Below are 24057 nucleotides of genomic sequence, written 5' to 3' on the forward strand. Positions count from 1 at the left end.
CTTTTTTTCAAACCATTGCTTGACTAAATTAGTAATGATTAACCTATCGATTTTTAAAGGTGCTTTGTAGTAAATTCAACTAACCCCATAACCGGTGAAATATCTATTCAAGTTTAAGCACTCAACGGGTTCCAAGTTGACGGTCAAAGATGATACACGCACAAGAAGTAAAGCTAGAGCTTAATGTTCCTGGTTCTGATTATATTTTTAAGTAGGATTATGATCTTCCATCATTGGAGAGATGAATATGCTCTGGTTCACGAAAGTGAAAGAATTGACACCATCGTATAATTAAGTAAAATCAAAAAATTGAAAACCCGTAATATAAACCAAAACCAACATGAAAACTTTCTTTATTCTGAGTATATGTGTTATTTGTAGCCTTAATCAAGCTATTTCTCAAAGTTGGAGTGGAACCACTCCGGGTAATATTTACTACAACAGTGGCAACGTTGGAATTCAAAATACCAACCCTCTTAGTCCATTGATGATTGGAGGCCCTATAGGGACAAATGTTGAGACCAATGGGATCACCCTTTCTCATCTTCATAATGTCATTGAGTTCATTAACTCGGATTATTCTCTTGGCTATGGTGCGAAGATATACGGTAAGGATGAAGGTACCGGAAGAACGAGTTTAAGAGTCGCCGTAAGAGGGAATAGCAACACATGGCAAGATGCTTTATACATTGGCGCTTCCGATGAAGGTGGGGCCAATAATGGGTTGGTGGGTGTTGGTACGACTACCCCCGAAGCAGGTCTTCATGTAAAAAAAATTCATACACTGGGGGATGGTAGCCAGATAGCCGCAAGATTTGGCGACTCGTTTAATCATTGGACCTATTTTGGACCTGATAATAGTGGCCGAATAAGAGGAGGAAGTGAAGGGTATTTATGGATTGAAAGTAATCCGAATGGGGGAAGTGATAAAAGACTTTATCTGAATGCCGCTTCTCCCGGAGATGTGACGATAGCTGTAGGGGGAGGTAATGTTTTAATAGGAAAAGTTACTCAAGCCAATACTGCTTATAAACTTGATATAGCGGGTTCCGTCCGGGCCAATGAGATTGTTGTCAATACTACCGGAGCAGATTATGTCTTTGAAGAAGGTTACCATTTAAGAAGCCTTAATGAGGTGGAGGACTATATCCAGGAACATGGTCATTTACCAGGGATTCCCTCTGCCTTGGAAATGCAAGAGAAAGGGATGGCTGTAGGCGAGTTGAATAAGAAACTTTTAGAGAAAGTGGAGGAAATGACGCTTTACCAAATTGAATTAATGAAGATCATTAAGGAGCAGAATGAGAGACTATCTAATCTAGAAAAAAGGAGAAATGAGGAAAATAATTAACATTATATCATTGATATTTGCTCTTCAAGGAGTATGGTATGCGATTGATGTTGAATTTGATATAGGTAGTGTTCAAACCCCTATCATTTCGCCCAGCTCAGAGTCTCTCGTAGAGGACTCTGAGAAACGATGAAACTGAGTCCTGAAACAAGAGAAAGTGATGCTCTATAAAGTAGACGGGAGGCTTCTAACCAGCTCTTTCGCTGTGGAATAGTCGTTTGGTTCTCTTTGTAGAAGAGGGCTAATCGAATACAACGGTCACTATTGTTGCATGTCGTTTTTTTATTCTAATTCAAGTATTCTTTCAAACTGCGACGTAGGGTCTGTAGCACAATGCTATGGGCAGGGGAGAAATTAAAAACCCTGTAAAGTTTGCTATGCCCATTCCCCTATGCTTTTCATAGATCATTATTAAAACCGGGAAAGAGAGCAAATAATTCACGAATTGAGAAGGTACTGGGTTATTAATAATGTCTTAAACGTTTCCGGCAAAAGGCGCTTTTACATTCCTTCCTCCTAATCTTTTGATCAGTATTCCGGGGAGGAATTTACCCGTTGCGGGCAATAAGCTATTTCATTTTAAGGTTTGCTTTTAGTTGCACTAATTCGCCAAGTAATTTTGTTTGGGCCACCAGTCCGGGTATGCCCATTTCATCGGCCAGTCTTGCAGTTTCAAGATTTAAACTTTCTATTTCTGTTTTTCTTTGATTAAGTATATCGACATAAGTAGAAATCAGTTGCCCGTCTGACCGTTGGCTAATGAGCATCAGGTTTTCCTCAATTTTATTGTGGTCAAGATGGACACCTTGCTTTTGTGCCAGTGAAACACATTCTCTAATAACAACTCTCGCCAGTTTTGCAGCTTCGGAATTTCTGTGAAAAATACCATTGTCTGTTTCAAGCAGAGGACAGATTGAATTAAAGGCACAATTGATGATCACTTTAGTCCATACATAATTAATAATGTCAGGTTCACTTCGAAAGCTGAAGTATGGAGTGTTGATTTGGTCAACTAACGTTTCGAGCCGGTCGTTGTTTCCTTGTAAATTCCCGACAGGAGAAGCTGTAACGCTCTTAAACGTTACTTCATTATTGCTCGTAATCTGACTTGTTGAAAATAGGACGCAGCGATATAATCTTTTAAAACCTTCAAAAGGTCGCTCAATGTTAAGTCCATTTTGAAGTAAGACAACAGAAAAAACTCCTTTTTTATCGTTAAGTTTTTCAGCTATTTGTGCATTTGCAAAAGTTTTGGTGGCAATTAAGACAATACCATTAATGGTTGGTAAATGGCTTAATGTGGTAGTGGTAATACTTTCTTGAAATCTTTGGTCCTTGCCAATGACAGTTATATTTTCTTCTGTAGCAGGTATGTTATCCACACTTCCTCTTACCAGTGTCACCTGCTTATTTTCAAGCTTTAAAAACACGGCTAGTGCTTTACCAATAGCACCTGAGCCAATAATATAAATAGGTTGTGTCTTGTTCATTTGTTTGGTTTTCTGAGATAATATGAATTTACCTGTTTCTCAGAGTCCTCTACGAGAGACTGAGAGGGGGGAGGCTTTGTTGGACAACACCTCTCTTTTGCTTTTTAAACAAACGATACCTGAATTATTTTGACAGGACAATTAGTGGCTGCCTGAACATTTTCAGCGTATTCATCGTCATTGACCAGTACCTGGTATATTCCTTTCTTTTCCTTACCCTCAATCAGATTACATCGACCGTCTTTTTTTGATACGCGCCACCTGTTCGGTGCAGCTTCAACACAACCGTTGCATCCGATGCATTTTCCTCTGTAAAATACAATTCGAACCATTAATCCGTAACTATTTTGTATAGCTTGGAAGAGGGTTTGATCGTTTCATCGACTTTCATGGAGAAAATATCTCCTTTCTTCACCAGGTCAACACTTTTTTGGTCTACCCTGATTTCTGTTACTTCCGTCTTATGGACACCAATATTTGGCCCCGTAATTAATATTTTATCTCCCTTGCTTAAGGTGTGAGATTCCATTCTGAATTCCCCCACGTTTACCTTACCGAAATACTTGATGCCTCTGCCCAGGAATAGTTTCTTCTCTGTGGCCTTTGATCCATAGGAGTCGTTCCATTCTCCCATTTTTCGTCCCAGGTAATAGCCGTCCCAAAATCCGCGGTTGTACACGGTTGCCAGTTCGGTTGTCCAATGTTCGATCTTGTCTGCCGTGTAATTTCCTTCCCGGATAGATGAAACGGCTTGCTGATAACAACGTACCACAGTGTCAACATAATCAGCCGAGCGACCTCTTCCTTCGATTTTAAGGATACTCACCCCGCTTTCTATGACTTTATCCAGAAACCCGATAGTGCAGAGGTCTTTCGCACTCATGATGTACTCATTATCGATTTCCAGTTCAACACCATCATCTTTACTGGTTACAATGTATTCCTTTCGGCAGTTTTGAATACAGGCTCCCCTGTTGGCAGATGCATTATCAGAATGAAGGCTTAAATAACATTTTCCTGATATGGCCATACAAAGCGCTCCATGAGCAAACACCTCCAATCTAACTAATTTACCAGATGGCCCCTTAATTTGCCTTCGTTCTATTTCCTGTGCTATTTCTGCCACTTGTCTCAGGCTTAGTTCCCTGGACAGGACTATTACATCGGCAAAGGCAGCATAGAACTCAACGGTTTCAATGTTGGTAATATTCGCCTGGGTAGAAATATGTAAAGGCATTTCAATGGATTTGCAATAAGACATAACGGCATGGTCTGATGCAATAACAGCTGAAATTCCATGCTCTTTTGCATGGTCTACAATGGACCTCATCAGGCTGATATCATGACTGTAAAGCACTGTATTCAGCGTGAGATAAGATCTGACCTTATTGTCCTTACATATTTTGCTGATCTCCTTTAGGTCATCTCTTGTGAAGTTGACAGACGAACGTGCCCTCATATTGAGTTGTTCTGTGCCAAAATAGATAGCGTTACATCCTGACTTTATAGCAGCAGTAAGTGATTCAAATGAACCTGCAGGGGCCAATATTTCTACTTGTTTGTTATTCATCCTGACTTGATGTTGTATTACGGGTTAATCACAACCATATTATAATCAAACCACTAAAATAGCCATAAATGTATGTCCGAACGGATTTAGTCTGCCAGTTTCTACCGACAGAGCCGCCTCCATGGTTATGAGTATTTAGTTATCCTGGTTAATCTTAGAAATCAAAGTACTAAATCATACCATTCTTTGATTTCTTAAAGGTCATAAACTGCACAATAATTTAATCACTCTTTTTAAATTACTGACATCAGAATACCTCCTGAATAACTCTTGCCTACTTTCATCGAAGCCTGAAGTTCCATTGGTGATGGACACTTCCAGCAATAATTCCAGAAGCTTTTTAAAATACTTTGGAACTGCTTGAGGGGAAGTGGATTGGATGGAATGTAAAATGATTTCTTCAACCGCCTCCGAATGCTGTTTTGATACGCCGGATATTGTTTTTAATTCTGCCACCAGACGATTCAACCTCATGTAATGCGAACAGATCATTTTATCAAGGATTTTCCCCATCAATTCCAAATTGATTCTGCTTTGATGTATGGCAGAAATAACCGCTTCAGTGGCCATTGCTTTTACCGACTTTTCACTGCACCCAAGTCCTGCGCAAATGGTAAGGCATTTCATTTCGTCAAGAGATTGATTGGACAAACAGAGGTCTTCCAAGAAATACTTTGACGGAATATCGGACACCGAAGAGTAACCTGCACAAGACCCTATCCACCTTGCTGCTATTGAATAACAAACATCTTGTTTATTTGGAGTGCTGGAAAGCATCCATTTAATATCCATTTCACGGTCATATTCCATGAACCATCCGTCGAAGTGACTCAATAACTGTAATGGATAAATAAGTTTGTGGTTACTATTTTCGATCTTATTGTCTTCTCTCTTCTTTAAGACATTGAGACTTGAAAACAACCCTTTTTTTGCTGTAGTATCTTTCAATTGCAGAGGTGGATCGATAATTATTTTGTCGTGGTGATATGGCCCTTTGTCAATATGGATATTCCATTTTAATAGTGCAGGTTCCACCACATCATAGTAGGAATCGTATTCGCTGTGTATTTTTAGAATTTCGTTTGGTGAAAGGGTTCTGGCCGCTGCCAGCCATGCAAATGGAAATTTATCAGGCTTATAATTTCCTTGAAGAAACATAAATTCAACAATGTTTCTAATTTCTCCGGATACGATGGACAACTTTTGTTTGTCAAACTCCGAATTCATGTCTAATCGTACGATGGCCTGGATCAGGTCGTGTTCATCAATGGCTTGATTTGCTTTTTGGTTATCAGCTACCCTGTCCACAAAAGTGTTGGCATCAATAAAATAAGGTTTAATGTCAGGAATGGATAATGGATTGTAATCTTTTCCATTTCTTTTGATCTGCAGATATTGGTTAAGCCGTGCTTTTTGAAAAAGAAATATCCTGGACATCTTAAAGCTTTCATACTTAGCTTCATATTCGATGTCATAATTAAAATCATTTATCCAGGAAAGGAGAAAACCTGCTAAATATCCTCTGGTGAAACTGAATCCGTCAGAAAGATTGTACCAGTGTATTATTCTTTTCTCAATAGGCTTTAATAGTTCTACCGGAAATTCCTTTATTAAAAAGGCAGATTGATAGATTTGTTCGATGTCTGCGATATTGGAAGGTGATTCCAATGTTCTGGTGATGTGATAACTAAGTTCCTGTGCATCCAATATGGGTTCAATGGTCTCTCTGAAGGCTTCTACCGATTGAATATCCTCCTCTCCGGGATCCGGGCTAATAGAATGATCAGTCTCGATCCATTTTGCAAAATCAATTTTTAATGAAGGGAGTACGCATTCTTTATATTGTTTTAGTTCATCACAAATAATGGAATCGTACCCCGGCATTTTGCCAAGAAGATTACAGATCTTTTTCTGAACATCGACATCAGAAAGCAATAAGCCGCGAATGATTTTTTGGATCACAAGTGGGCTGAAACTGGCGTCATTTTTAACGATTTTTTCGAGTATGGAAATGGCCATATTCACAACACCTTTTTTGTCAGAAATGAGGACATGATCCACTTGATCAAGGTATTTTTGCGGATCCAGCAGGTTATTTTTTGAAAGTAGATGTAATGCTTTCAGCGCAAAAGACTTTGTTGGCCCGATAGCATTAGATAATAGTGAAAGGTACTGATCTTCCAATGACTTTCTCTCTGAAAGGGTTGGATTAAGAAACTCATGAAACCTGGAAAACCATCCGGAACGAAATTGTATCCATTCATTTTTGAGCGGATCAAAGGTCTTTTCGAGAATTTCCTGTCTGTTTAGTTTCCCATTGGTGATCAACTTCTCAATGGTCTTATCCCAATAGGGAGGTCCGCCATATTTTTCAATACTAGACATATTAGCGTCTCCTGTTCCCTGTACCTGAAATATCCTCCAAAAGTCTTCCGAGAGCACATCGTTATTCTCAACAAGAAAATGGTACAGGTTATTGGTATTATCACGATCATTGAAACGTAGCCTTTCAGGAATGCTTATTAAACCAACGATATAGTTATCCGACGTTGGTTTTGGGATCACTCCCTCTGTATAGTATTTTCTAACATGATCATAGGCTCGAAAATTCTGATCCAGAATATGATCGAAATATTGAGGGATCCAGTTTAGCCGGAGTTTTTTAATTGCCCTGAAAACAGCGGGCTCTTTAATAGACCAGTAGGCTGTCCAGTCTAACTTCTTTATATCACTGTAACTCCAAAGCGCCAAACACCCAATGAAGCATTTAGGTCTTAGGGCTATTTTAGTTTGATCACGGGTTTCCCAGTTAAATAGTTCTTTGGAGATCGGTTTTAGTTGAAGAGCGGCTTTTTTTTTCTGGTCACTTCCAATTCCAGTGACATATTCGAACCATTCCTGATCAGTCATGGTGGTCATATTTTCATACAGATGAATGTCTTCCATAGCCGTTTTAGTTTTTTTACTCATTTTGAGTTAGTCTTAATTTTACAGCCAGAATGTGTTTACAATCCCCTCTATCTCCCTGATGCTTTCCATACCAGGTACATGTGCACTTTGATGTATTTCTTACGATCATAACGTGATGTATGGCATCCGTTCCTTTTACATTTGCCCGGGTACAGGAATCATTTCTTTCAATAATTTGAACATTATCCCCCTCCAATAGCTTTTTTGCAGATTTGTAACGAGGGTTTAGGTTGAATTCATCCGTTCGTTTAATAGGTAGTTCTCTGTAGTAATATGCTCTCTGCACCAGGTCATACCCTAACAGACCCGAAGTTGCCAGTCTGGCTAACGTAGCATCGACTTCTTCACTGGAATAGTCGTTTAATATTGAAAACACATACTTATTAACGGAGTCATTATCTTTGAACTTCGTACGAATAGACGTGATGATCTCCTGGTCTACATCTGTGACAAGGTCATTCAATATCTTACCTTCACCGGAAAAGCCCCGCCAAACATCCCCGGAAATTACCAGGGTGAAATCAATTCCATCAAATGTCAGCCTCCAGGCAGATACCGTATGATGATCAGAGGCAAATATTTGTAATTTGTCAGCATAATTGATTATGTCCTCTAAAAGTCTAAGTCTTTCGACTCCGTTAACATGAATGGAATCTGTCTTCTTAACCGTTGAAAATCTATGTGGCCCAATAGTGGTGAGGTAGAATGGTGTCTTATTGTTTAAATTTTTTGGGATTGATCTGATGAGTTGAACCGCCTGGACCTTGTTGAGTTCAAGCCTGAGGTCTGTTTGAGCAAGAAAGGCTTGCGTATTTGCCAGACCCTTAAGCCATCTTTTTGGTAACGGAACTTTCTTTTCAATTATGTCCTTTTCGTTTTTCTTAACTGATATGCTTTCTTCACCAACTTCAAGAATTAGTTCATCACTTTGTCTTAGTGTGGAAAGTTGATTTAACATTTCACTGTTAAAATCAACATTGGTAGTTCCATTTGAAATCTTGATTCCTGTCGTTTCACTTTGGTCAATATCAACTTTGGCATAAATTCCACAACATGTTGAAAAGCCTTCGAATCTGATTTTATCATTACCAACGGATATTATAGGATCGCTTAATGCACTGATATTTTGTAATGCATTAGCTGGAATAAAATAGCGCGATGCAACCACTCTTGATAAAGTGCGAAGCGTCTTCCCAAATATAAAAGGGTTGGTGATGGTACCACGAAAAAGAAACGGACTTTTGCCGGGCTCTTCCTGGACAGGGAGTTGTAAGCTTAACTGCTTATGACCTTCTATTTCACTCAGGTGCGAAGTACCATGGAATTTAAGAGTATTCGTTATTACCTCACGCATGTTCTTTTTGAAGTCTCACAGGTCAATATTGTTTTATGTCATTTTTAAAACGGACTTATTTTTATCAAGCACTATATTGGGCGGCCTTACCAAAAAATTAGACGGCTTAATTAAGAGATCAAATTAGCAACATAAACCGTCAAATGAAAAGTCAAATTATCAAGACAATAAAATCCAGCGAGCAAGGTGGTAAGGTAGGGGCATCTGGCGTGGAATGAAGATCCAATCGAGCTTTCCTCCTTACGGAGTTGTCATACACCTCTCTTGCAAAGACCTGCTGAGAGGATTATTATTTTTTGACATACCACTTAAAAGAAGAACTACCAAGTTTATGTTCTATGATTTCACCACTGATAACGTTTCTGGTCATGCGGTCCATTTTTCCATTCGTTCCGCCTATGAATGTCCATTCTAAGTTTTCTTTAAGCCGGATAGCACCTTCATCAAAATCGGGAGATTGTCCGGTGATCGGCCTTATTTGTGCATGGACGATGGAGTCACTTTGTATGGTCAGGAAAGCAGCATCCGATAAATGCTCAACGCTTATTTTTTGTATGTTCGGGTGCTGAAAACCCCAGGCAATTCTTACTTCCTTACCGGTCCGTATTGCATTTATTAAGTTTTGAATGTTCCCTTCCACAGCTTGTCCGTTGGTGTCGTTGTGGTATACCAGCTCCCAATTTTGAGCAGATAGTTGAAGGGTACTTGTCAGGATAAGAATGGTTAAACCAATTTTCATAATGAATAAATTTGATACTGATTGAATTACGATAGAGCTTAAAGATTGTTTTTCCTCCTTCTCAGCGACCGCATACGAGAGAGACTGAGAAGGAGGTTAAATCTCATGTTTGTTAGCAGAAAATACTATTCCTCTGATGAACTTATGCATATACGTTCGAAGGGTTATCTTGTTTTTAGCAGAGCAGGATGGATATAAAAGGCATTTACTATATTCGCCGAATAATTCTGACCGAATGCTCAACAATAAGAAAACAATTAATGCCTGGTGTATGTACGACTGGGCCAATTCCGTATATTCACTTACCATCACTTCAGCCGTTTTTCCCATTTATTATCAGGCAGTTGCTGTAAATGCAAATGGAGGAGATACGGTACGTTTCTTCGGGGTGGAAGTGGTGAACTCGGTGCTTTATTCCTATGCACTTTCTGTGTCTTTTCTTCTGGTTGCGATCATGCTGCCTATTCTCTCAGGAATAGCTGATTATGCAGGGAAAAAGAAATTTTTTCTTAAGGTTTTTATGTTCTTAGGATCTTTTTCATGCATTGGTCTTTTCTTTTTTACGGGGAAAAATATTGAATGGGGGATCCTATGTTCGGTACTGGCCAGCATAGGCTATTCGGGCAGCCTTGTCTTTTATGATGCCTTCTTAAACGAGATTGTCACCGTAGATCAACGAGATATAGTAAGTGCAAAGGGCTATTCCTATGGATACCTGGGGGGTGTGATTTTGCTGGTGATTAATTTGCTGGTCATTACATTTTACGATGCGTTTGGTCTTCCGGGAGAAGGCGTGGCTTCCAGGGTTGCGTTTCTGACGGTAGGTGTTTGGTGGATCGTATTTTCCTTGTATGCGATGTCTAAGCTTCCTGAAAACCCCCATGACAGGAAGCCTAAAGGGTACTATCTCACCAATGGATACCGGGAACTTCGCCACGTGTGGAAGCAACTAAAAGAAATGGATGGAATGCGAAAGTACCTTTTGGCATTTTTCTTCTACAACATGGGCGTGCAGACTGTCATGTACCTGGCCGCTACATTTGGATCTAAAGAGTTGAAGCTTTCGGCAGATAAACTTATCATGACCATTTTGCTCATCCAGTTTTTAGGAATAGCAGGAGCTTATTTCTTTGCCTATCTCTCAAAACGCAAAGGGAATGTTCAGTCATTGCTGGTCACGATTGTCATTTGGATCTTTTGCTGTGTATATGCCTATTTCGTGACAGAAGAAACGCAATTTTATGCTTTAGCGGCGGTAGTGGGATTGATCATGGGTGGGATACAGGCTCTTTCGAGAGCGACATTCTCAAAGATAATGCCGGTAGACACAGTAGATACTGCCTCTTTCTTTAGCTTCTATGATGTTACGTTCAACCTGTCTATTGTTATAGGCACCTTTGTTTACGGATACATCGAACAGGTAACGGGCAGCATGAGAAATAGTACGTTGGCACTTGCGTCGTTTTTTGTCATTGGAATGATTTTTCTTTCGCAGGTGAAACTTAAAAGTGTAAAAACTCAGACCGCTGATGTACCGTCCTGAAATTAATGACGGACAAATTTTACAAAGCCCATGAGTGGTAGTTTTTGCTTTATTTTTTAAAGCGCTTAGAAATAAATCAAAGTTTGCTATAAGCACTATCAAAGAAGATTTATCTTTGTGGCGCTAAAATTTTTGGATGTTTAGATTTAAAAAGGATTTGGTGAAGTAAATAACCTTGGGCTGAATGCCAAAGGTTATCCCCTCTGTTTGACTCAGGCATGTTCTTGTCAGAGTTACTTTCATATCTATATACTAATAATGTAAGGCTTGACTAAAACGTCAAAGTGTTATGTCATGTCTTCGAAAATAAATTGAAACATCATGAGTAATGAAAATAAATCAATTCACGAATTCGACCTCAATTTAATCTGCGAATATTTTTCAGGCGTCGAACGACAAGGCCCGGGTAGCCCCGAGGTAACGATCAAAGCACTAAGCTTTATCGACAATCTTACGAATGGATCCTATATTGCCGACATTGGTTGCGGAACAGGTGGCCAAACCATGGTTATGGCCCAAAATACCCCCGGGCACATTACAGGCATCGACTTATTTCCGGGTTTTATAGATTTATTTAATGGGAATGCAAAGAAGCTGGGTCTTCAGGATAGAGTAGACGGTATTGTTGGCTCGATGGATAACCTTCCCTTCAAAAAAGACGAGTTAGACTTGATCTGGTCAGAAGGGGCCATTTATAATATAGGCTTTGAACGGGGCTTGAGAGAATGGCGGAAATTTCTCAAAGCAGGTGGTTATATTGCTGTTTCTGAAATATCATGGTTTACCAAAGAACGACCTTCCGAACTCAATGAGTTTTGGCAGGATGCTTATTCTGAGATAGACACTATTCCAAATAAGGTGGAGCAAATGCAAAATTCCGGATATGTCCCTGTTGCCACTTTTATCTTACCGGAAAATTGCTGGACGGAACATTTTTATGTTCCACAAGTTGCTGCACAAGAAGCCTTTTTAAAGAAATATGCAGACAATAAAACGGCGGTAGAATTCATAGTAAACCAACAGGATGAAGCTCAGTTATATGATAAGTATAAAGAGTACTATGGCTATGTATTTTACATCGGAAAGAAGGTTTAAATAATTTATGTAATAAGGATTGTCCTGGTTTTTCAGGGCAATCCTTAAATCTGGAAATTAGATCTATTCTATGATTCGAATCGATACAAATGTTCTCCCGGCATTGGGGCCTGCCGGGTCTTTGTTCATTTTTTCAGTTGCTCTTTTAAATAGTTTTCCAATGTTGTAGGAAGTTTTTTCGTGTCATTGGGTTGTTCAGGAACAGTCTTATGGTCAATAACGGCTTGTGTCATATCTGAAAGGTTTTTTGCTGTATTTTCCGTAAACCCGACTGACAAAAGCATTTCTTTCCATTGCTCCTTGGGTAGGGATTGAACGGTTACTTCTTTGTCGAGCAATTTCGAAAAGATTCTGGCAACATCGAGCGAACTGTATTTTTGTTGTCCCGTCAATTCAAAAATTCGTCTGTTTCCCGCAGTTGACTGTTCTGTCATGGCCCGGGCTATGAATTTTGCCAGGTCAATCGGTGAATTCATTTCGATTTTTAAGTTTTCAGGGAAAAAGGTGGGTAATACACCATACCGCGCTACAGTTTCCAGATAGCCAAGCCAATTGCTGAAATAATAGGACGGTCTGATAAATACTTTATCGATAGCTAAATCATCAAAACCCTGTTCTAACATCCGTGACATGAAAATATTACCTGTATTGCCTTCTATGTGTGCTCCAATACATGACAAGCCTATGATTTTTTGAATCCCGGCCGCCTGAACGACTTTTCTGTAATTTTCAATTATCCGTTTCGTGTCCTCAATGATATTATTTGATCCGGGGTTCTCAGGTGTCAAAACAAAAATCGCGGTTCCTCCTTTACATGCTTCTGTAAGTTGTTCTACATTGAACAAGTCTGCCTTTCGGGCTTCAATGGTTTTGTCTACAAGCTTTTTGGGATTTCTGACGACAGCTCTTACGGGGAATCTGTTTCTTTTGATTTCGTTAATAAGGTTTGAGCCTACCTGCCCCGTTGCTCCTACAATGATGTTCATACCTTTTGCTTTAAGTGAATGATACTACAAAAGTAGAATGACACTGTGACAGCAGTATGTCAGGGGTAGAGAGACCTATCAACAATGCTTTTTAAGGCATTTCCATCTTACTTCGGCAGGCTGAAAAGGTTTGATCAAGTTAAGTTGAAGCTGTATTTACGGTGTTAATGCGATCAGAGGGCAAAGGTTAGTGGTAAGATGATACGCTGCTCCACATATTCATTGTTCAGTTCGGCAGGTGACCATTTTGGCATGCCTTTTATAGTTTCTATGACTTCCCGCTCGATCTGCTCATCTTCCAGCAATTCATTCGTCTTGATCAGGCCCTGAAACGCCTCTGTTTCTGCTTTTTTTATTATCTGAACTGAATTTTGGTTGACAGATCCATCTTCTTGTATGACAAATTGAACATAGACCTTGCCCTGTAATTTTTGCTTTCGCGCTTTCTTGGGGTACTTGATCTTTTTTGCTACGTATTTGTAGAATTTTTGATACCCACCTTTAGGAATGGCTGACTTGTCCACCATTTTAAACTTCGGTAAAGAGTCCTGGTTGTCCGGAACCTGGCCGAATGAGTGACTGCAAAGTAAGATTAGTATGAGAAAAGTGGATAGATAGCGGGCCATGGTGATGAGATATTTCTTAAAGTTAAGCGTGGGTATTTGATTAATCCGCCTGAGTGCTTTTATAAAAGTACACCGGATAGCCATGACAGTATACTTACAGATGAAAGTCCATTCCTAATGCCTCAGCGACTGCTACACGGTTTTTTCAGCATTATTGAAATATGTGGATTTATCTATTGTTACCACCACTATAATCAGAATGATGTCAATCATTATACCGAATATATTTCCAAACCCGGCAGACATCGCCATCAGCCCGCCCGCCGGGTCCAAGGCTAATACGAACGATTGAATAACACTAAATACAATGCTTGTTACCAGGGCGAGATAAACCAGTTTAATGGAGAATTCTTTTTTTATTAGAAGAAATACTCCGGAGAGGACATATAGTATGGCTACTAATAAACCGATGTACCCAAATCTTACTGTCCATGTTTTGGTGAAGTCTGATACAGCAAACACTTTTTGCATTCCTTCAGTCATATTTTTAAACATTTCAGCATCAGGGGCTTCATAAATATTTGAACCGGATGTAGTTGACAGACTATCAAAAGAGTTTTCACCCTTGTAACCTGACATTTTCTCCATCATATCTTGCTGCATTTCGAGCATTTCAGGCATATTAATGGCCTGGATATTTTTTGTTACGCTGCATCCTCCAAACAGCATTAAACAAATTCCCACGACGATTGCCCATGTTGGTGTTTTCATATCTTTAAAAGGTCATAAATTTCGCAAAGCCTGCTCATAGCATGGGCCATTCCTATTGTACTTTTCAAATTTACTCAAACCCTTTAGCAATTTAAGAGGAGGATATATTTCAGAAATATGTCGGGTTCACTCATAGCAAGACTTTTTTATAGATTGGAACATGCCTGGCGCAAATAGGATTCATTAGGCTTGGTAACCCGGCCTGAGTCCACTACCTATACCACAGCTTCTGCTTCTATCTCAATCATAAACGCGTCGTTTGCCAAACCTTTTACATTTATCCATGTACTGGCCGGAGGAGACTGAAGGCCAAAGGTTTCCTTTAAAACCTTACTTATTATTTCTCCGTCTTCTTGCTTATAATCCACGATGTAAATTCGTAGCATCACTATATTTTCCAAACTTCCTCCAACCGACCCAATGGCGATCTTTAAATTATCCATTGCTTTTTTCATTTGTTTTTCCAGGTCGCCTGCCCCTACAATGTTCATATCTTCATCCCAGGCCACCTGACCTGACATGAAAACCAGCTTGCCCGGCTTACAGGTTACAATTTGTGAAAAGCCGTACTGCATGGAATTGAACAATTCATTGGGGTTTATGCTCTCTTTATTCATTTTTTAGGATTTACGGTGATCGGGTTTTCGTGAATGTTACTTATTATGAAATCGCAATTTATGGCTTTTCCGGTAAGTCATGGTTTTTTTTACCTACCCCAATAAGTTCGTATGCTACTCAACGATTGAGCTATATAATTCCGTTTTAAAGTCCTCTTTATTCATTTGATCTCCTATCCGCTCTGCCTTCTTTTTAAAGTCACTATTATTTATCAATTCGAGAACTTTTGGTTCAAGGGCCTTTTGACTGATGTTACTTATTTTGATTCCTTTCGGCCCGGCGCCAATGTCATAGATTATTTTATCCCATACAAATTGGTCTATGATATGTGGGATGATCATGGTGGCACATCCATATTTGAGTGCCAAATGAGTGGTTCCGGAACCTCCGTGATGAATTACCCCATATACTTTCGGAAAGATCCGGTCATACGGGACCTGTGAAACAAAATGGACCTGTTCAGGGTCAAATTTATCTGGTGGAACTAACCCTCCGGAAGCGGTATTAATAATTGCCGGTATTTTATTTTTTTCCAGAATGTCCAAAAAGATTTTTGTCTTTTTTTCGGGTTCGGGATTGATCATAGAACCGAAAGTGATGAACAGTATTTTGTCATGCCTTTCTATAAATTCCGTCAGGTCCTTGTCCGGATGCCAGTTATCATTCTTTTTCTTTTCGTTATACCCCAATACTTTAAGGTTCTGATTCCAATAGCCTGGTCTGGAGAAAAGAGATGGAGAAATGGTATAGATGCATTTGCCGTTCTTAAGAATGTTTCGCACCTGTTTTCGACTTATTTTGTGTTTGACCTTCAGCCATTTCCTGGTCATCATTACGGTGGTCACCATACCAAAATGGGCCAGTGAAAAAGTAAGTTTATTGAAAAACGTACCAAAGTTACTGTTAAAGGCTACGTGTGTATGACCTTTTACAAAGTGCATATAAGGCAACGGACTTAAGAACGTCGTTTTTCCACTATTTTTCAGTTCCCAAAGTATGGGATAAACGGCTTTTCCATTGTAAATGATCCTGTCCGGATGTTCACGTTCGATCAACTGGTATTGTTTGTTCGCAAGCTCTTTGTTGGGATCGGACTGATTGATAGCAAGTTTTATATAAGCAATAAACTTCTTTATGCCTGAGCTGCCGCCCATGGCTGCTTTTCCATCTTCACTTTCCAGAAGTGCAATAAATTTTGATCCCAAAGAAGCAAATGTCAGATTGGAATCTTCCGCAAGGCTTCTGAATTGTTCGGGAAAAGCACAGATTACTTCATGTCCTTTTTCTTTCAGCATTTCACCAATGGGTAAAAAAGGTTCCATATCTCCGCGAGTTCCCACTGATATTAAAATTATCTTCATCTGCGTCTTAGTTGGTTACAACATATTGGCGCTATTCCGTTTTTACGCATTTATAAACATTGGTAAATGCCTTTTCCTTTAATTTAAAACGATCTTCCAAAAGCTATAAAAGTCCAACCTCAAACTTTGCAAAACAGGCTAAATAGCACCTTATATTTCCGGGTATCAGGGCTCGTTTTCACAGTAATGTGGACTCTCCATGCAGCGACACATTCTATTTGAGGTGAGGTCGCTGCAATGGTGTCTTATTGCCGATTTACCCTTTGACGCTCTTTGTAAAGAGGGCTAGTGGGTGGTATTTAATTAGAAGTCTGATCAATAAACTCATCAACATCATTTTTGAATTGCTGCATAGAAGGTTTATGCGTATACATCATATGTCCGGCTTCATAATATTTCATAATGATATTCTTCTTCAATTCAGGTTCCAGTCCCATATGATTGATGGAATATTCCACTCCATAGAAAACGGTGGCAAGATCATAATAGCCGTTCAGGATCAGGATCTTTAAATTTGGATTTCTTTTCATGGCGGAGGTCATATCCGGAAGTGTACTAACGGAGACTTGTGCATTCCAAATAACGTTTCCGCTATGGCCCCAGTCCCACTTGAAGTCTTTCCTCGAACCGGTACTGGTCGTATAGGTCAGGTCTTTCCTTACCTTCAAGTCATTATACAGATAGTCCTTATAAGCTGAAATGTATGGGGGAGAGATCGCATCACTTTGTGGGTCTGTGATGGCAGATTGTGACAGGAGGTCTTCATTTTTTCCTGTGAACCGGGCATCCAGTCGTCCTACGGTAAGCCCTTCATCCCTCAGTAATTCCTGAAAATATTCGTGGTTTTTTACCCTTAGATCAGCCTTGAGCCAATACGACTTGTCCAGGCCTGACAGATCGGCTAATTTTTGAGCTACCGATCCTTTTTCTTGCGGACTTAACTGGTCGCCTTTGAGCAGGGCTGGTGCATATTCATTTTCGGTAAAGCTTCTTACTCCCTTTAAGAATGATTCTAATGATTCTCCTTTTTCCTCCAGCTTATTGTGGTACCACGCAGTAGCTGCATAGGTAGGAAAATGGATCAGATAAGCCATATCATCCCCCGGCCCAAACAGGAGATGTTGTAATTCAAAGACGGCAGAAACCATAATGACGCCATTCATGGCAATACCTTTATCCTGTAAGTATTTGACCAATGCTGCATTTCTGAAGGTACCATAACTTTCACCTAACAAGTATTTTGGAGCATTGAATTTTTCTGCACGGATAAGGAACTGTTCTATAAAAAGACCGATGCTTCTTACATCCTGATCTACTCCCCAAAAATCTTCCCATTTAGCTTCTCCTATGGGTTTACTAAAGCCTACACCTATGGGGTCTATCATCACCAGGTCGGCCTTGTCGAGTATTGAAAACTCATTATTGACCACTTTATAGGGGGCCGGTCTGGTATAGTCAGGGTCATTGATCTCTATTCGCTTTGGACCCAATACTCCAAAATGCAACCAGAAAGAGGCAGACAGAGGTCCGCCATTAAATGCGAAAACGATGGGTCTGTTTTCATTCGGGCTGGCTTTACTATATTTCTTATAATGCGTAAAACCAAATAAAGCGATGGGCTTATCATTTTCATCCCTCAGTTGAAGTGTTCCTGCTTCAGTGGCGAGGTTAATGATTTTACCATTAATAGTCACGGATTGGGTAGAAGTAAATATTTCACCCGGTGGCAAATCCTTCTGGTCCGTTTTTTCCTGGGCAAATGAACTGGCAGTGAAAAAGATAAGGGCGGCGGCAATGCATTGTGTTTTCATCAAATTAAGATCCATGATGATGTAAAGTTTTAAGTGTCTATACTACTGAGTATTCGTCAGAACGTTAGTGTAGGATATATGTGTGTTATACCCGGCTAAGAGCAGCAAAATAGTGAAATCTGACGGTGCTTCCAAAGTATCGGGAAGACACGTCTCTCAGAAGATAAAAACTACTACAAACTGTACTTCTGTGAAAATGCAGACCTTTCCTCAAAGGCAGATTCACGATGATGTCTGCTCCGAACTCTGCCGGAATCACTTTTGCACACCTGCCTTCCTATATATTGCTATGGTTAGTTTTAAGGGTTGATCCGGATTGGCGTTCCAATGGGTACTGAGGCGAAAAGTTCTTCAACTTCCAAGTTGGTTATCGCGATACATCCATCAGTCCAGTCATACAATCTTTGAAATTTGCCGATCCATCCGTTCCCATTTTTTAATCCATGGATTTTGATGTCTCCACCCGGATTGTCGGAGTTACTTCGATCTGTTTTGTTTGGATATGATATTCCTAAGTTCAGATGAAATCGACTGTTCGCATTTTTGTCATTGATGGAATAAAGCCCTTCAGGGGTTCGGCTGTCGCCTTGTTTAAGCTTATGTCCAAGTGGGTTACCTCCAAGAGATATTCTGTAGGTTTTTATCCGTTCGCCATTGGACCAGAATTCCATTTCACGTTTCGCTTTGTTTACAATAAGTTTATCTGCTTTTATCCCTTCAGGTAGGGGTTGTTCAGGCCACTTGGCATACGCGATCAGGATTAAAACCGGTAAAAGAATGATGAGTATCTTGGTGATTCGTTTCACTTTTATTCAAGTATCAAAACTCCTATTTTTCATTTGTGTTGTCAGGCACCGTATTTATTTTTTCCAATTTTGAAGTCGGTCGATATATAAATAGCTTTCGATAAATTTCCTGTGTTCGGTACTCGTCATTTTTTCTACTAAATTCAGAGCCGAAATGTAGCTCGTTAAATTTCCGTTCGACGAACTAAATTTTCCGTCCTCAACAAAGGTTACTAAACTATCATTTTGAACTTTTAAATCCGGGTATTCCTTCTGTAACTGTTTCCCGCCACCAATATAGGTCACGATTTTATGTCCATTTGCAATTCCCGACTTTCCAATAAGCTGTGCCCCGGCACAATTACTTACTACATATTCGGTTTCTTTGTTTTTCGTTTGAATAAACTCTACCAATTGGTCATTATTGACCTGAGCATACATATCATAGCCACTGGGAACAAATAAAGCGGTTAATTTGGGGCAATTTTCAAAAGTGTAATCAGGAATAAATCGCATACCTTCTTCAGTAGTGATTGGATTTTCCGTTTGCGCTATGGTTATTACATTAAAGAGTTGTTTTCCGTTTTTGTTTGGTTTCCCAAAAACATCTGATGTTGCTATAACTTCTCCTTGCAAAACACCATTAAACATAAGAAGACCTATTGTTGGCAACTCGGATTTGAACGGTTTTAAGTGTTTTGTCAGCGTGTCAGATTGTGACTCAGCTTGATCAATATTCTCAATTTTGAGGTTGTTTTTTGACTTCTCGGTATTACAGTTAACAAAAATAGTTGCAAAAAAAAGTGTTGTTATAAGGCTTAAAGATTTCATGTTTTATTTCTTTCGGTTGGTTTAATGATCGTTCCAAAATATTGCTCTTTATATGTGTAGTAATCGGGTCAGTTATACGGCGTTCTTATTTTGTTTTCTTCGGTTATAGCTTTTTCAAGAGAACCAGGTTGAAGACGGACGTTTTTCAATTTTCGCAGAGTTTTCCGAAACGGATAACTTAGTGCTGATGGTTCCTTAAAACGTGTGGAAACCGGATGAAATAAAAGTGGAAAGAAATTATAGTCGTTAGGGTCAACCAAAACAATTTGGTAACCTGCCGAATTACCTGATCTTTTTACAAGTTCCAAATTTGTATAATCTCCTCCTGCAACAGCCATCTTTTCAGTGTTTTTCACCCTTAAGATTCCCTTTTGATTTAATGTAAAACAAAGGTAGTCGAACCAGTTGTGGCAAAAATTAAGCTGGTTTAAGAAAGTTGTTTTCTTTTAATTTCACTTAAATATTCAGGGGTTAAGCCAAGAAAACTTGCTAAAAGGTATTGTGGCACACGTTGCACAAAATCTGGAAAATTATCTCGAAACCTGAAAAAAATTTCTTCTTTAGAAAAGCTGTTTATGTATTTCAAACGCATTAATGCAGCGCCGTAAGCCGTCTCGTAAATAATCCTGAAATATTTTTCCATTTTTGGAAATTTATCTAATAGCTCTTGATATTTTGAAAAAGAGATTGTTAAAATCTGTGAATCCTCGACGGTTTCAATGTAGAAATTAGATTGTTTTTGGTTTTGAAATGCAAGAAAATCGGTTAACCACCAATTCTCTATAGCGAATTGTGAGGTTTTTTGGTTACCCAAACTATCTATAAAGTATAATTGTAAGCACCCTTTTGTAACAAAAAATAGCTTGTAGCATCGTCTTCCGGCAAGAAGCAATGTTTCTTTTTTACTGTAGGAATGACAATCGAAAAAGAGTATGATTTCAGCTAATTCTTCTTCTGAAAGGGTCAAATAAGTTTTTATATGGTTTATTAAAGTACTTTCAGTCATTGGTTCGTATTGTGCCCAAACTAGCTAATAACTACAATATCGTTATCAGACCATTAAAATAACCATAAGTGTGTAACTTGATCTAAGCTTACTATTTATCCTGTTTTATAAACGCTTATAGTCATTTGAAAATAGGTTTTAAAATTAGCGTATTCTTCCAAAAACTATAAAGACCCATTCGTTAGGGTGATGAAGGTGTGCAACGCGGCGTCATGGGTAGGCTTTGGTTTAACACAGAGTAACCGAAGCTTGGAGGGAGATACTACGTTCAGGTAAGTATAAGCCGGCCAGATCTTGGGGATAGGGGACTTTGTTTGGGAGTCTTTTTACGAACAGAAAATAAAATTTGAAAAATTAGTAGCCCGGATAAGGCTCAAATCCATGTACTTTTTTAGGCGAGTATTTTCATATCTTTTTAATTAAATACATTTACTTAGCTCTTTATTCAACCTCACCGGCATGAAATATGTATTGACATCATTTTGTCTTTTAATAGTAATCAGTGGCTATAGCTACGGAGCTCAATATCCGGAACAAGTAGATTCCCTCTGTGCAGTTGCCGATCATTTATACAAAAGGAGTGCTTATGACAGTGCTAAGTTGATTTATCATGAGGCTATGGCAATAGTAGAAGAAAGAGCGGATTCATCTAAAATGGCCGAAATATGGAATGCGTTGGGATCGATTGCTTATTACCAAAATGATTTTCCGGAAGCAATGAAATTTTTCATGCAATACATGCGATTTATTGAACTTCATGGTGAAGGCGATGAATACGTAAAGGCGCTGATTAATATTGGTTCTGTACATCAATGGCAAAATAACCTGGAAAAAGCAAAAACATTTTTTGATAAAGCGCTTGCCGTAAGTATAGAAAATGACGACCTCTATCATGCGGCACTTGCCTACCAGAATATCGGGGTTTTCTTTTGGATAAAAGAAATGCGCGACTCCTCTTTGGTGAATTGCCGGAGATCGTTTGCTATTTTCGAACAACTTGGTGAATCGATTCGGGCCGCACGTTTAGCGTCAAATATTGGAATTTTGTATGGAGAAATAGAAAGGTACGATAGTGCTATTGTGAACCATAAGAGAGCATTACAGGTGTTTGAAAAAGAAGAGGATCGATTTAGTGTGAGTAAGGCCTCCAACAATTTGGCGAATGTATATCTACTTTCAGGAAAACCAAACCTTGCAAAACCATTAATAGACAAAGGACTGTCCATTGGAAAAGAGACCGGAAGCTTTAGTCTCCAAAAGATCTCTTACGAGAATTATCTATTATACTATCAAATGACCCAACTTCCGGACTCTATCTTTAGTGTAGTTGATAAACTAATGGCGGTAAAAGATAGCATCATGAACGAATCAACCACTGAACAAATCAATGAGTTACAAGCCAAATACGAATCGGATAAAAAGGAGCAGGAAATAGCCAACTTGTCATTGGCAAAAACAAATGCGGAAGCAAGGAGAAATATCTATTTAATAAGTACTTTGACCATCTTTTGTATTGCAGCGTTTATTCTTTTCTGGTTTCTGTATCGAATACGAAAGAACAGGCAGCTTAAGCAAAAAGAAGAACTTATTGTGAAACAACAATTTCAACAATATGAATTTCAACTAAAAACCTATACGGATCGCCTGGTAGAAAAATCAATCCGAATCGAAGAATTGAACCATGAAATAGAATTAGTAAAAAATGACATTTCAGGAGAATGCCCATCCTATAATGGGACCATTGATCACTTGATGCAATCCACTATCCTGACGCATGACGAATGGATGGAATACAAAAAACTGTTCACTCAAGTATATCCGGGCTTTTTTAATTCGCTTAGAAAGTCTTACAATGACCTTACAGATACAGAGGAAAGGCTATTGGCTCTCTCCAAGCTCAATCTTCAAAACAAAGAAATAGCATCGATGATTGGTATTTCAGTAAAAAGTGTGAACAAGTCAAAATACCGACTTAGAAAAAAACTCAAGATTAATCCGGAAGATTTTGAGGAGATCGTAGCAAGTTTCTAAGAAAATGAATGATAACTGTAGGAATTAGCATAAATCAGTTCTTTGAGCTTTTGATTTATATGTCCTGCCTGTGTTTGCGTTGCGTTTCAGAAGCTCTTTCATTGAAAGGTTGTCGGGAATTATCCTTTGGGTTGCATTAGGGATAAGATGGAAAAGAAAAAGACTTGATTAAAAACTCTGGGGATACTGAAACACCCTCGCATTAATATTTTAGATACCAGTCGAAATGTTCTTTTAGAATTTCTTGCTTTTGCGCCCTTACGAATTCGAGAAAAGCATGGCTAGCTGGAGCCAGTTTCTTTCCTTTTAACCAAATCAAACGCCATTCGGTTTTTATAGGTAATCCGTCAGAAGGTAAGATATGTGTTTGGCCGTTTAACAGTTCATTTTGGATTCCTATTAAAGGCATTATTGAATACCCCAACCCGGCAATAACGGCTTGTTTTACAGCCTCATTCGATGTAAGTTCGATGCGTTTTCGCTGTCTTTTCTGGTGGGCTTCAAAATAATCTTCCATAGCCAAACGGGTTGCCGAACCTTCTTCTCGATAGATCAATGGCTTTTGCTCATTTCGCACGGCTGTATCCCCAACCAGGTACAACTTGTTTTCTACAAGAATTTCTTCTTCAATACTGAGCTTCTCCGGGATAACGGAGACCAATGCAAAATCGGTTTCATTATTCTTTAAGCTTTCAACCACTCTACTCTTATTGGTAACATCAAGCAACAGGTCAATGCCGGGATTGGCCTGTAAAAAACCCGATAGAAAAAAGGGGATGACATACTTACCTGTTGAAGCAGACGAAATACTGAGTTTCCCGGTCATAATACCTTGAAAGGCCTGGGTTTTATAGTTAATGGTATCAAGTTCCTGGATCACGCGTTCAGCGATCAGGGCAATTTCCTTACCGAAATCGGTAATGTAGAGTTGACGACCCACCACTTCCGTAAGTGGAATATCAAACTGCTCCTGCAAGTTCCTGAGTTGGATTGAAACCGCCGGCTGGGTCATAAACAGCTCTTCAGATGCTTTAGTAATACTTTGTGTTTGAACGACTTTTAGAAAAATCTGAAGCTGATGAATCGTATAATTCATAAATATTATTTATGTATTCTATAATAAATATAAATAAAAATTTATAAATACAATTTTCAATCTTTGCCACGATTTTAAACTAT

The 24057-nt window shown here is 39.1% G+C and carries 21 protein-coding genes; 4 read left to right on the forward strand and 17 right to left on the reverse strand.

Annotated features, from left to right (window positions below; all coding sequences use genetic code 11):
* The first annotated feature begins 340 nt into the window (after window positions 1-340).
* Entirely contained in the window at window positions 341-1351 is a 1011-nt protein-coding gene (locus FNH22_RS13290; protein WP_143398880.1) for a hypothetical protein, read from the forward strand.
* Between the two features lie 569 nt (window positions 1352-1920).
* Here the strand turns inward: FNH22_RS13290 and FNH22_RS13295 are convergent.
* The 6 genes from FNH22_RS13295 to FNH22_RS13320 all read right to left on the reverse strand — a co-directional run bounded on the left by FNH22_RS13295 (window position 1921) and on the right by FNH22_RS13320 (window position 9474).
* A complete protein-coding gene (locus FNH22_RS13295) occupies window positions 1921-2841 on the reverse strand; it encodes a ketopantoate reductase family protein (protein ID WP_143398881.1) in 921 nt (306 codons plus the stop codon).
* A gap of 104 nt (window positions 2842-2945) precedes the next feature.
* Entirely contained in the window at window positions 2946-3173 is a 228-nt protein-coding gene (locus FNH22_RS13300) for a ferredoxin (RefSeq protein ID WP_143398882.1), read from the reverse strand.
* A complete protein-coding gene (locus FNH22_RS13305; protein ID WP_143398883.1) occupies window positions 3173-4411 on the reverse strand; it encodes a peptidase U32 family protein in 1239 nt (412 codons plus the stop codon). Before FNH22_RS13305 ends, FNH22_RS13300 begins: the two co-directional genes overlap by 1 nt.
* 201 nt (window positions 4412-4612) lie before the next feature.
* Entirely contained in the window at window positions 4613-7381 is a 2769-nt protein-coding gene (locus FNH22_RS13310) for a DUF6493 family protein (RefSeq protein ID WP_143398884.1), read from the reverse strand.
* Window positions 7374-8735 (reverse strand): SWIM zinc finger family protein, encoded by a 1362-nt coding sequence (locus FNH22_RS13315; RefSeq protein WP_143398885.1) that lies wholly within the window; start codon window positions 8733-8735, stop codon window positions 7374-7376. The genes FNH22_RS13310 and FNH22_RS13315 overlap by 8 nt, the downstream gene beginning before the upstream one ends.
* A 289-nt stretch (window positions 8736-9024) precedes the next feature.
* On the reverse strand, window positions 9025-9474 hold the full coding sequence (locus FNH22_RS13320) for a hypothetical protein (protein ID WP_143398886.1): 450 nt from the start codon (window positions 9472-9474) through the stop codon (window positions 9025-9027).
* A 235-nt stretch (window positions 9475-9709) separates the two neighbouring features.
* Between FNH22_RS13320 and FNH22_RS13325 the strand changes: the two genes are divergently transcribed.
* Together FNH22_RS13325 and FNH22_RS13330 are read left to right on the forward strand one after the other, a co-directional pair.
* Complete coding sequence (locus FNH22_RS13325) at window positions 9710-11017, forward strand: MFS transporter (protein WP_143398887.1); 1308 nt, start codon at window positions 9710-9712, stop codon at window positions 11015-11017.
* A gap of 321 nt (window positions 11018-11338) precedes the next feature.
* Complete coding sequence (locus FNH22_RS13330) at window positions 11339-12112, forward strand: class I SAM-dependent methyltransferase (protein ID WP_143398888.1); 774 nt, start codon at window positions 11339-11341, stop codon at window positions 12110-12112.
* A 125-nt stretch (window positions 12113-12237) separates the two neighbouring features.
* On the opposite strand, the gene FNH22_RS13335 is transcribed toward FNH22_RS13330, so the two are convergent.
* The 10 genes from FNH22_RS13335 to FNH22_RS13380 all read right to left on the reverse strand — a co-directional run bounded on the left by FNH22_RS13335 (window position 12238) and on the right by FNH22_RS13380 (window position 20847).
* Window positions 12238-13098: an NAD(P)H-binding protein gene (locus tag FNH22_RS13335; RefSeq protein WP_143398889.1), complete on the reverse strand. Its 861-nt coding sequence runs from the start codon at window positions 13096-13098 to the stop codon at window positions 12238-12240.
* 173 nt (window positions 13099-13271) lie between these two features.
* Window positions 13272-13808 carry an energy transducer TonB gene (locus tag FNH22_RS13340; RefSeq protein ID WP_143398890.1) on the reverse strand — a complete coding sequence of 179 codons (537 nt, stop codon included), beginning with the start codon at window positions 13806-13808 and terminating at the stop codon, window positions 13272-13274.
* Between the two features lie 48 nt (window positions 13809-13856).
* Window positions 13857-14435, reverse strand: coding sequence for a hypothetical protein (locus FNH22_RS13345; RefSeq protein WP_143398891.1), 579 nt, complete (start codon window positions 14433-14435; stop codon window positions 13857-13859).
* A gap of 215 nt (window positions 14436-14650) precedes the next feature.
* A complete protein-coding gene (locus FNH22_RS13350; RefSeq protein WP_143398892.1) occupies window positions 14651-15052 on the reverse strand; it encodes a RidA family protein in 402 nt (133 codons plus the stop codon).
* Window positions 15053-15166: 114 nt separating this feature from the next.
* Entirely contained in the window at window positions 15167-16414 is a 1248-nt protein-coding gene (locus tag FNH22_RS13355) for a glycosyltransferase (protein WP_143398893.1), read from the reverse strand.
* 299 nt (window positions 16415-16713) lie between these two features.
* Window positions 16714-18240, reverse strand: a complete 1527-nt coding sequence (locus FNH22_RS13360) for a S10 family peptidase (RefSeq protein WP_255518046.1) — start codon at window positions 18238-18240, stop codon at window positions 16714-16716.
* Window positions 18241-18524: 284 nt separating this feature from the next.
* Window positions 18525-19031 (reverse strand): murein L,D-transpeptidase family protein, encoded by a 507-nt coding sequence (locus tag FNH22_RS13365; protein ID WP_221420267.1) that lies wholly within the window; start codon window positions 19029-19031, stop codon window positions 18525-18527.
* A gap of 54 nt (window positions 19032-19085) precedes the next feature.
* On the reverse strand, window positions 19086-19841 hold the full coding sequence (locus FNH22_RS13370) for a DJ-1/PfpI family protein (RefSeq protein WP_143398894.1): 756 nt from the start codon (window positions 19839-19841) through the stop codon (window positions 19086-19088).
* Between the two features lie 68 nt (window positions 19842-19909).
* Complete coding sequence (locus tag FNH22_RS13375) at window positions 19910-20197, reverse strand: hypothetical protein (RefSeq protein ID WP_143398895.1); 288 nt, start codon at window positions 20195-20197, stop codon at window positions 19910-19912.
* 71 nt (window positions 20198-20268) lie between these two features.
* On the reverse strand, window positions 20269-20847 hold the full coding sequence (locus tag FNH22_RS13380; RefSeq protein ID WP_143398896.1) for a Crp/Fnr family transcriptional regulator: 579 nt from the start codon (window positions 20845-20847) through the stop codon (window positions 20269-20271).
* Between the two features lie 459 nt (window positions 20848-21306).
* On the opposite strand from FNH22_RS13380, the gene FNH22_RS13385 reads away from it, so the two are divergent.
* Window positions 21307-22878, forward strand: coding sequence for a tetratricopeptide repeat protein (locus FNH22_RS13385; protein ID WP_143398897.1), 1572 nt, complete (start codon window positions 21307-21309; stop codon window positions 22876-22878).
* Window positions 22879-23080: 202 nt separating this feature from the next.
* On the opposite strand, the gene FNH22_RS13390 is transcribed toward FNH22_RS13385, so the two are convergent.
* Entirely contained in the window at window positions 23081-23974 is an 894-nt protein-coding gene (locus tag FNH22_RS13390) for a LysR family transcriptional regulator (RefSeq protein WP_143398898.1), read from the reverse strand.
* Between the last annotated feature and the right edge of the window lie 83 nt (window positions 23975-24057).

The sequence above is a fragment of the Fulvivirga sp. M361 genome (assembly GCF_007097395.1).
Lineage (GTDB): Bacteria > Bacteroidota > Bacteroidia > Cytophagales > Cyclobacteriaceae > Fulvivirga.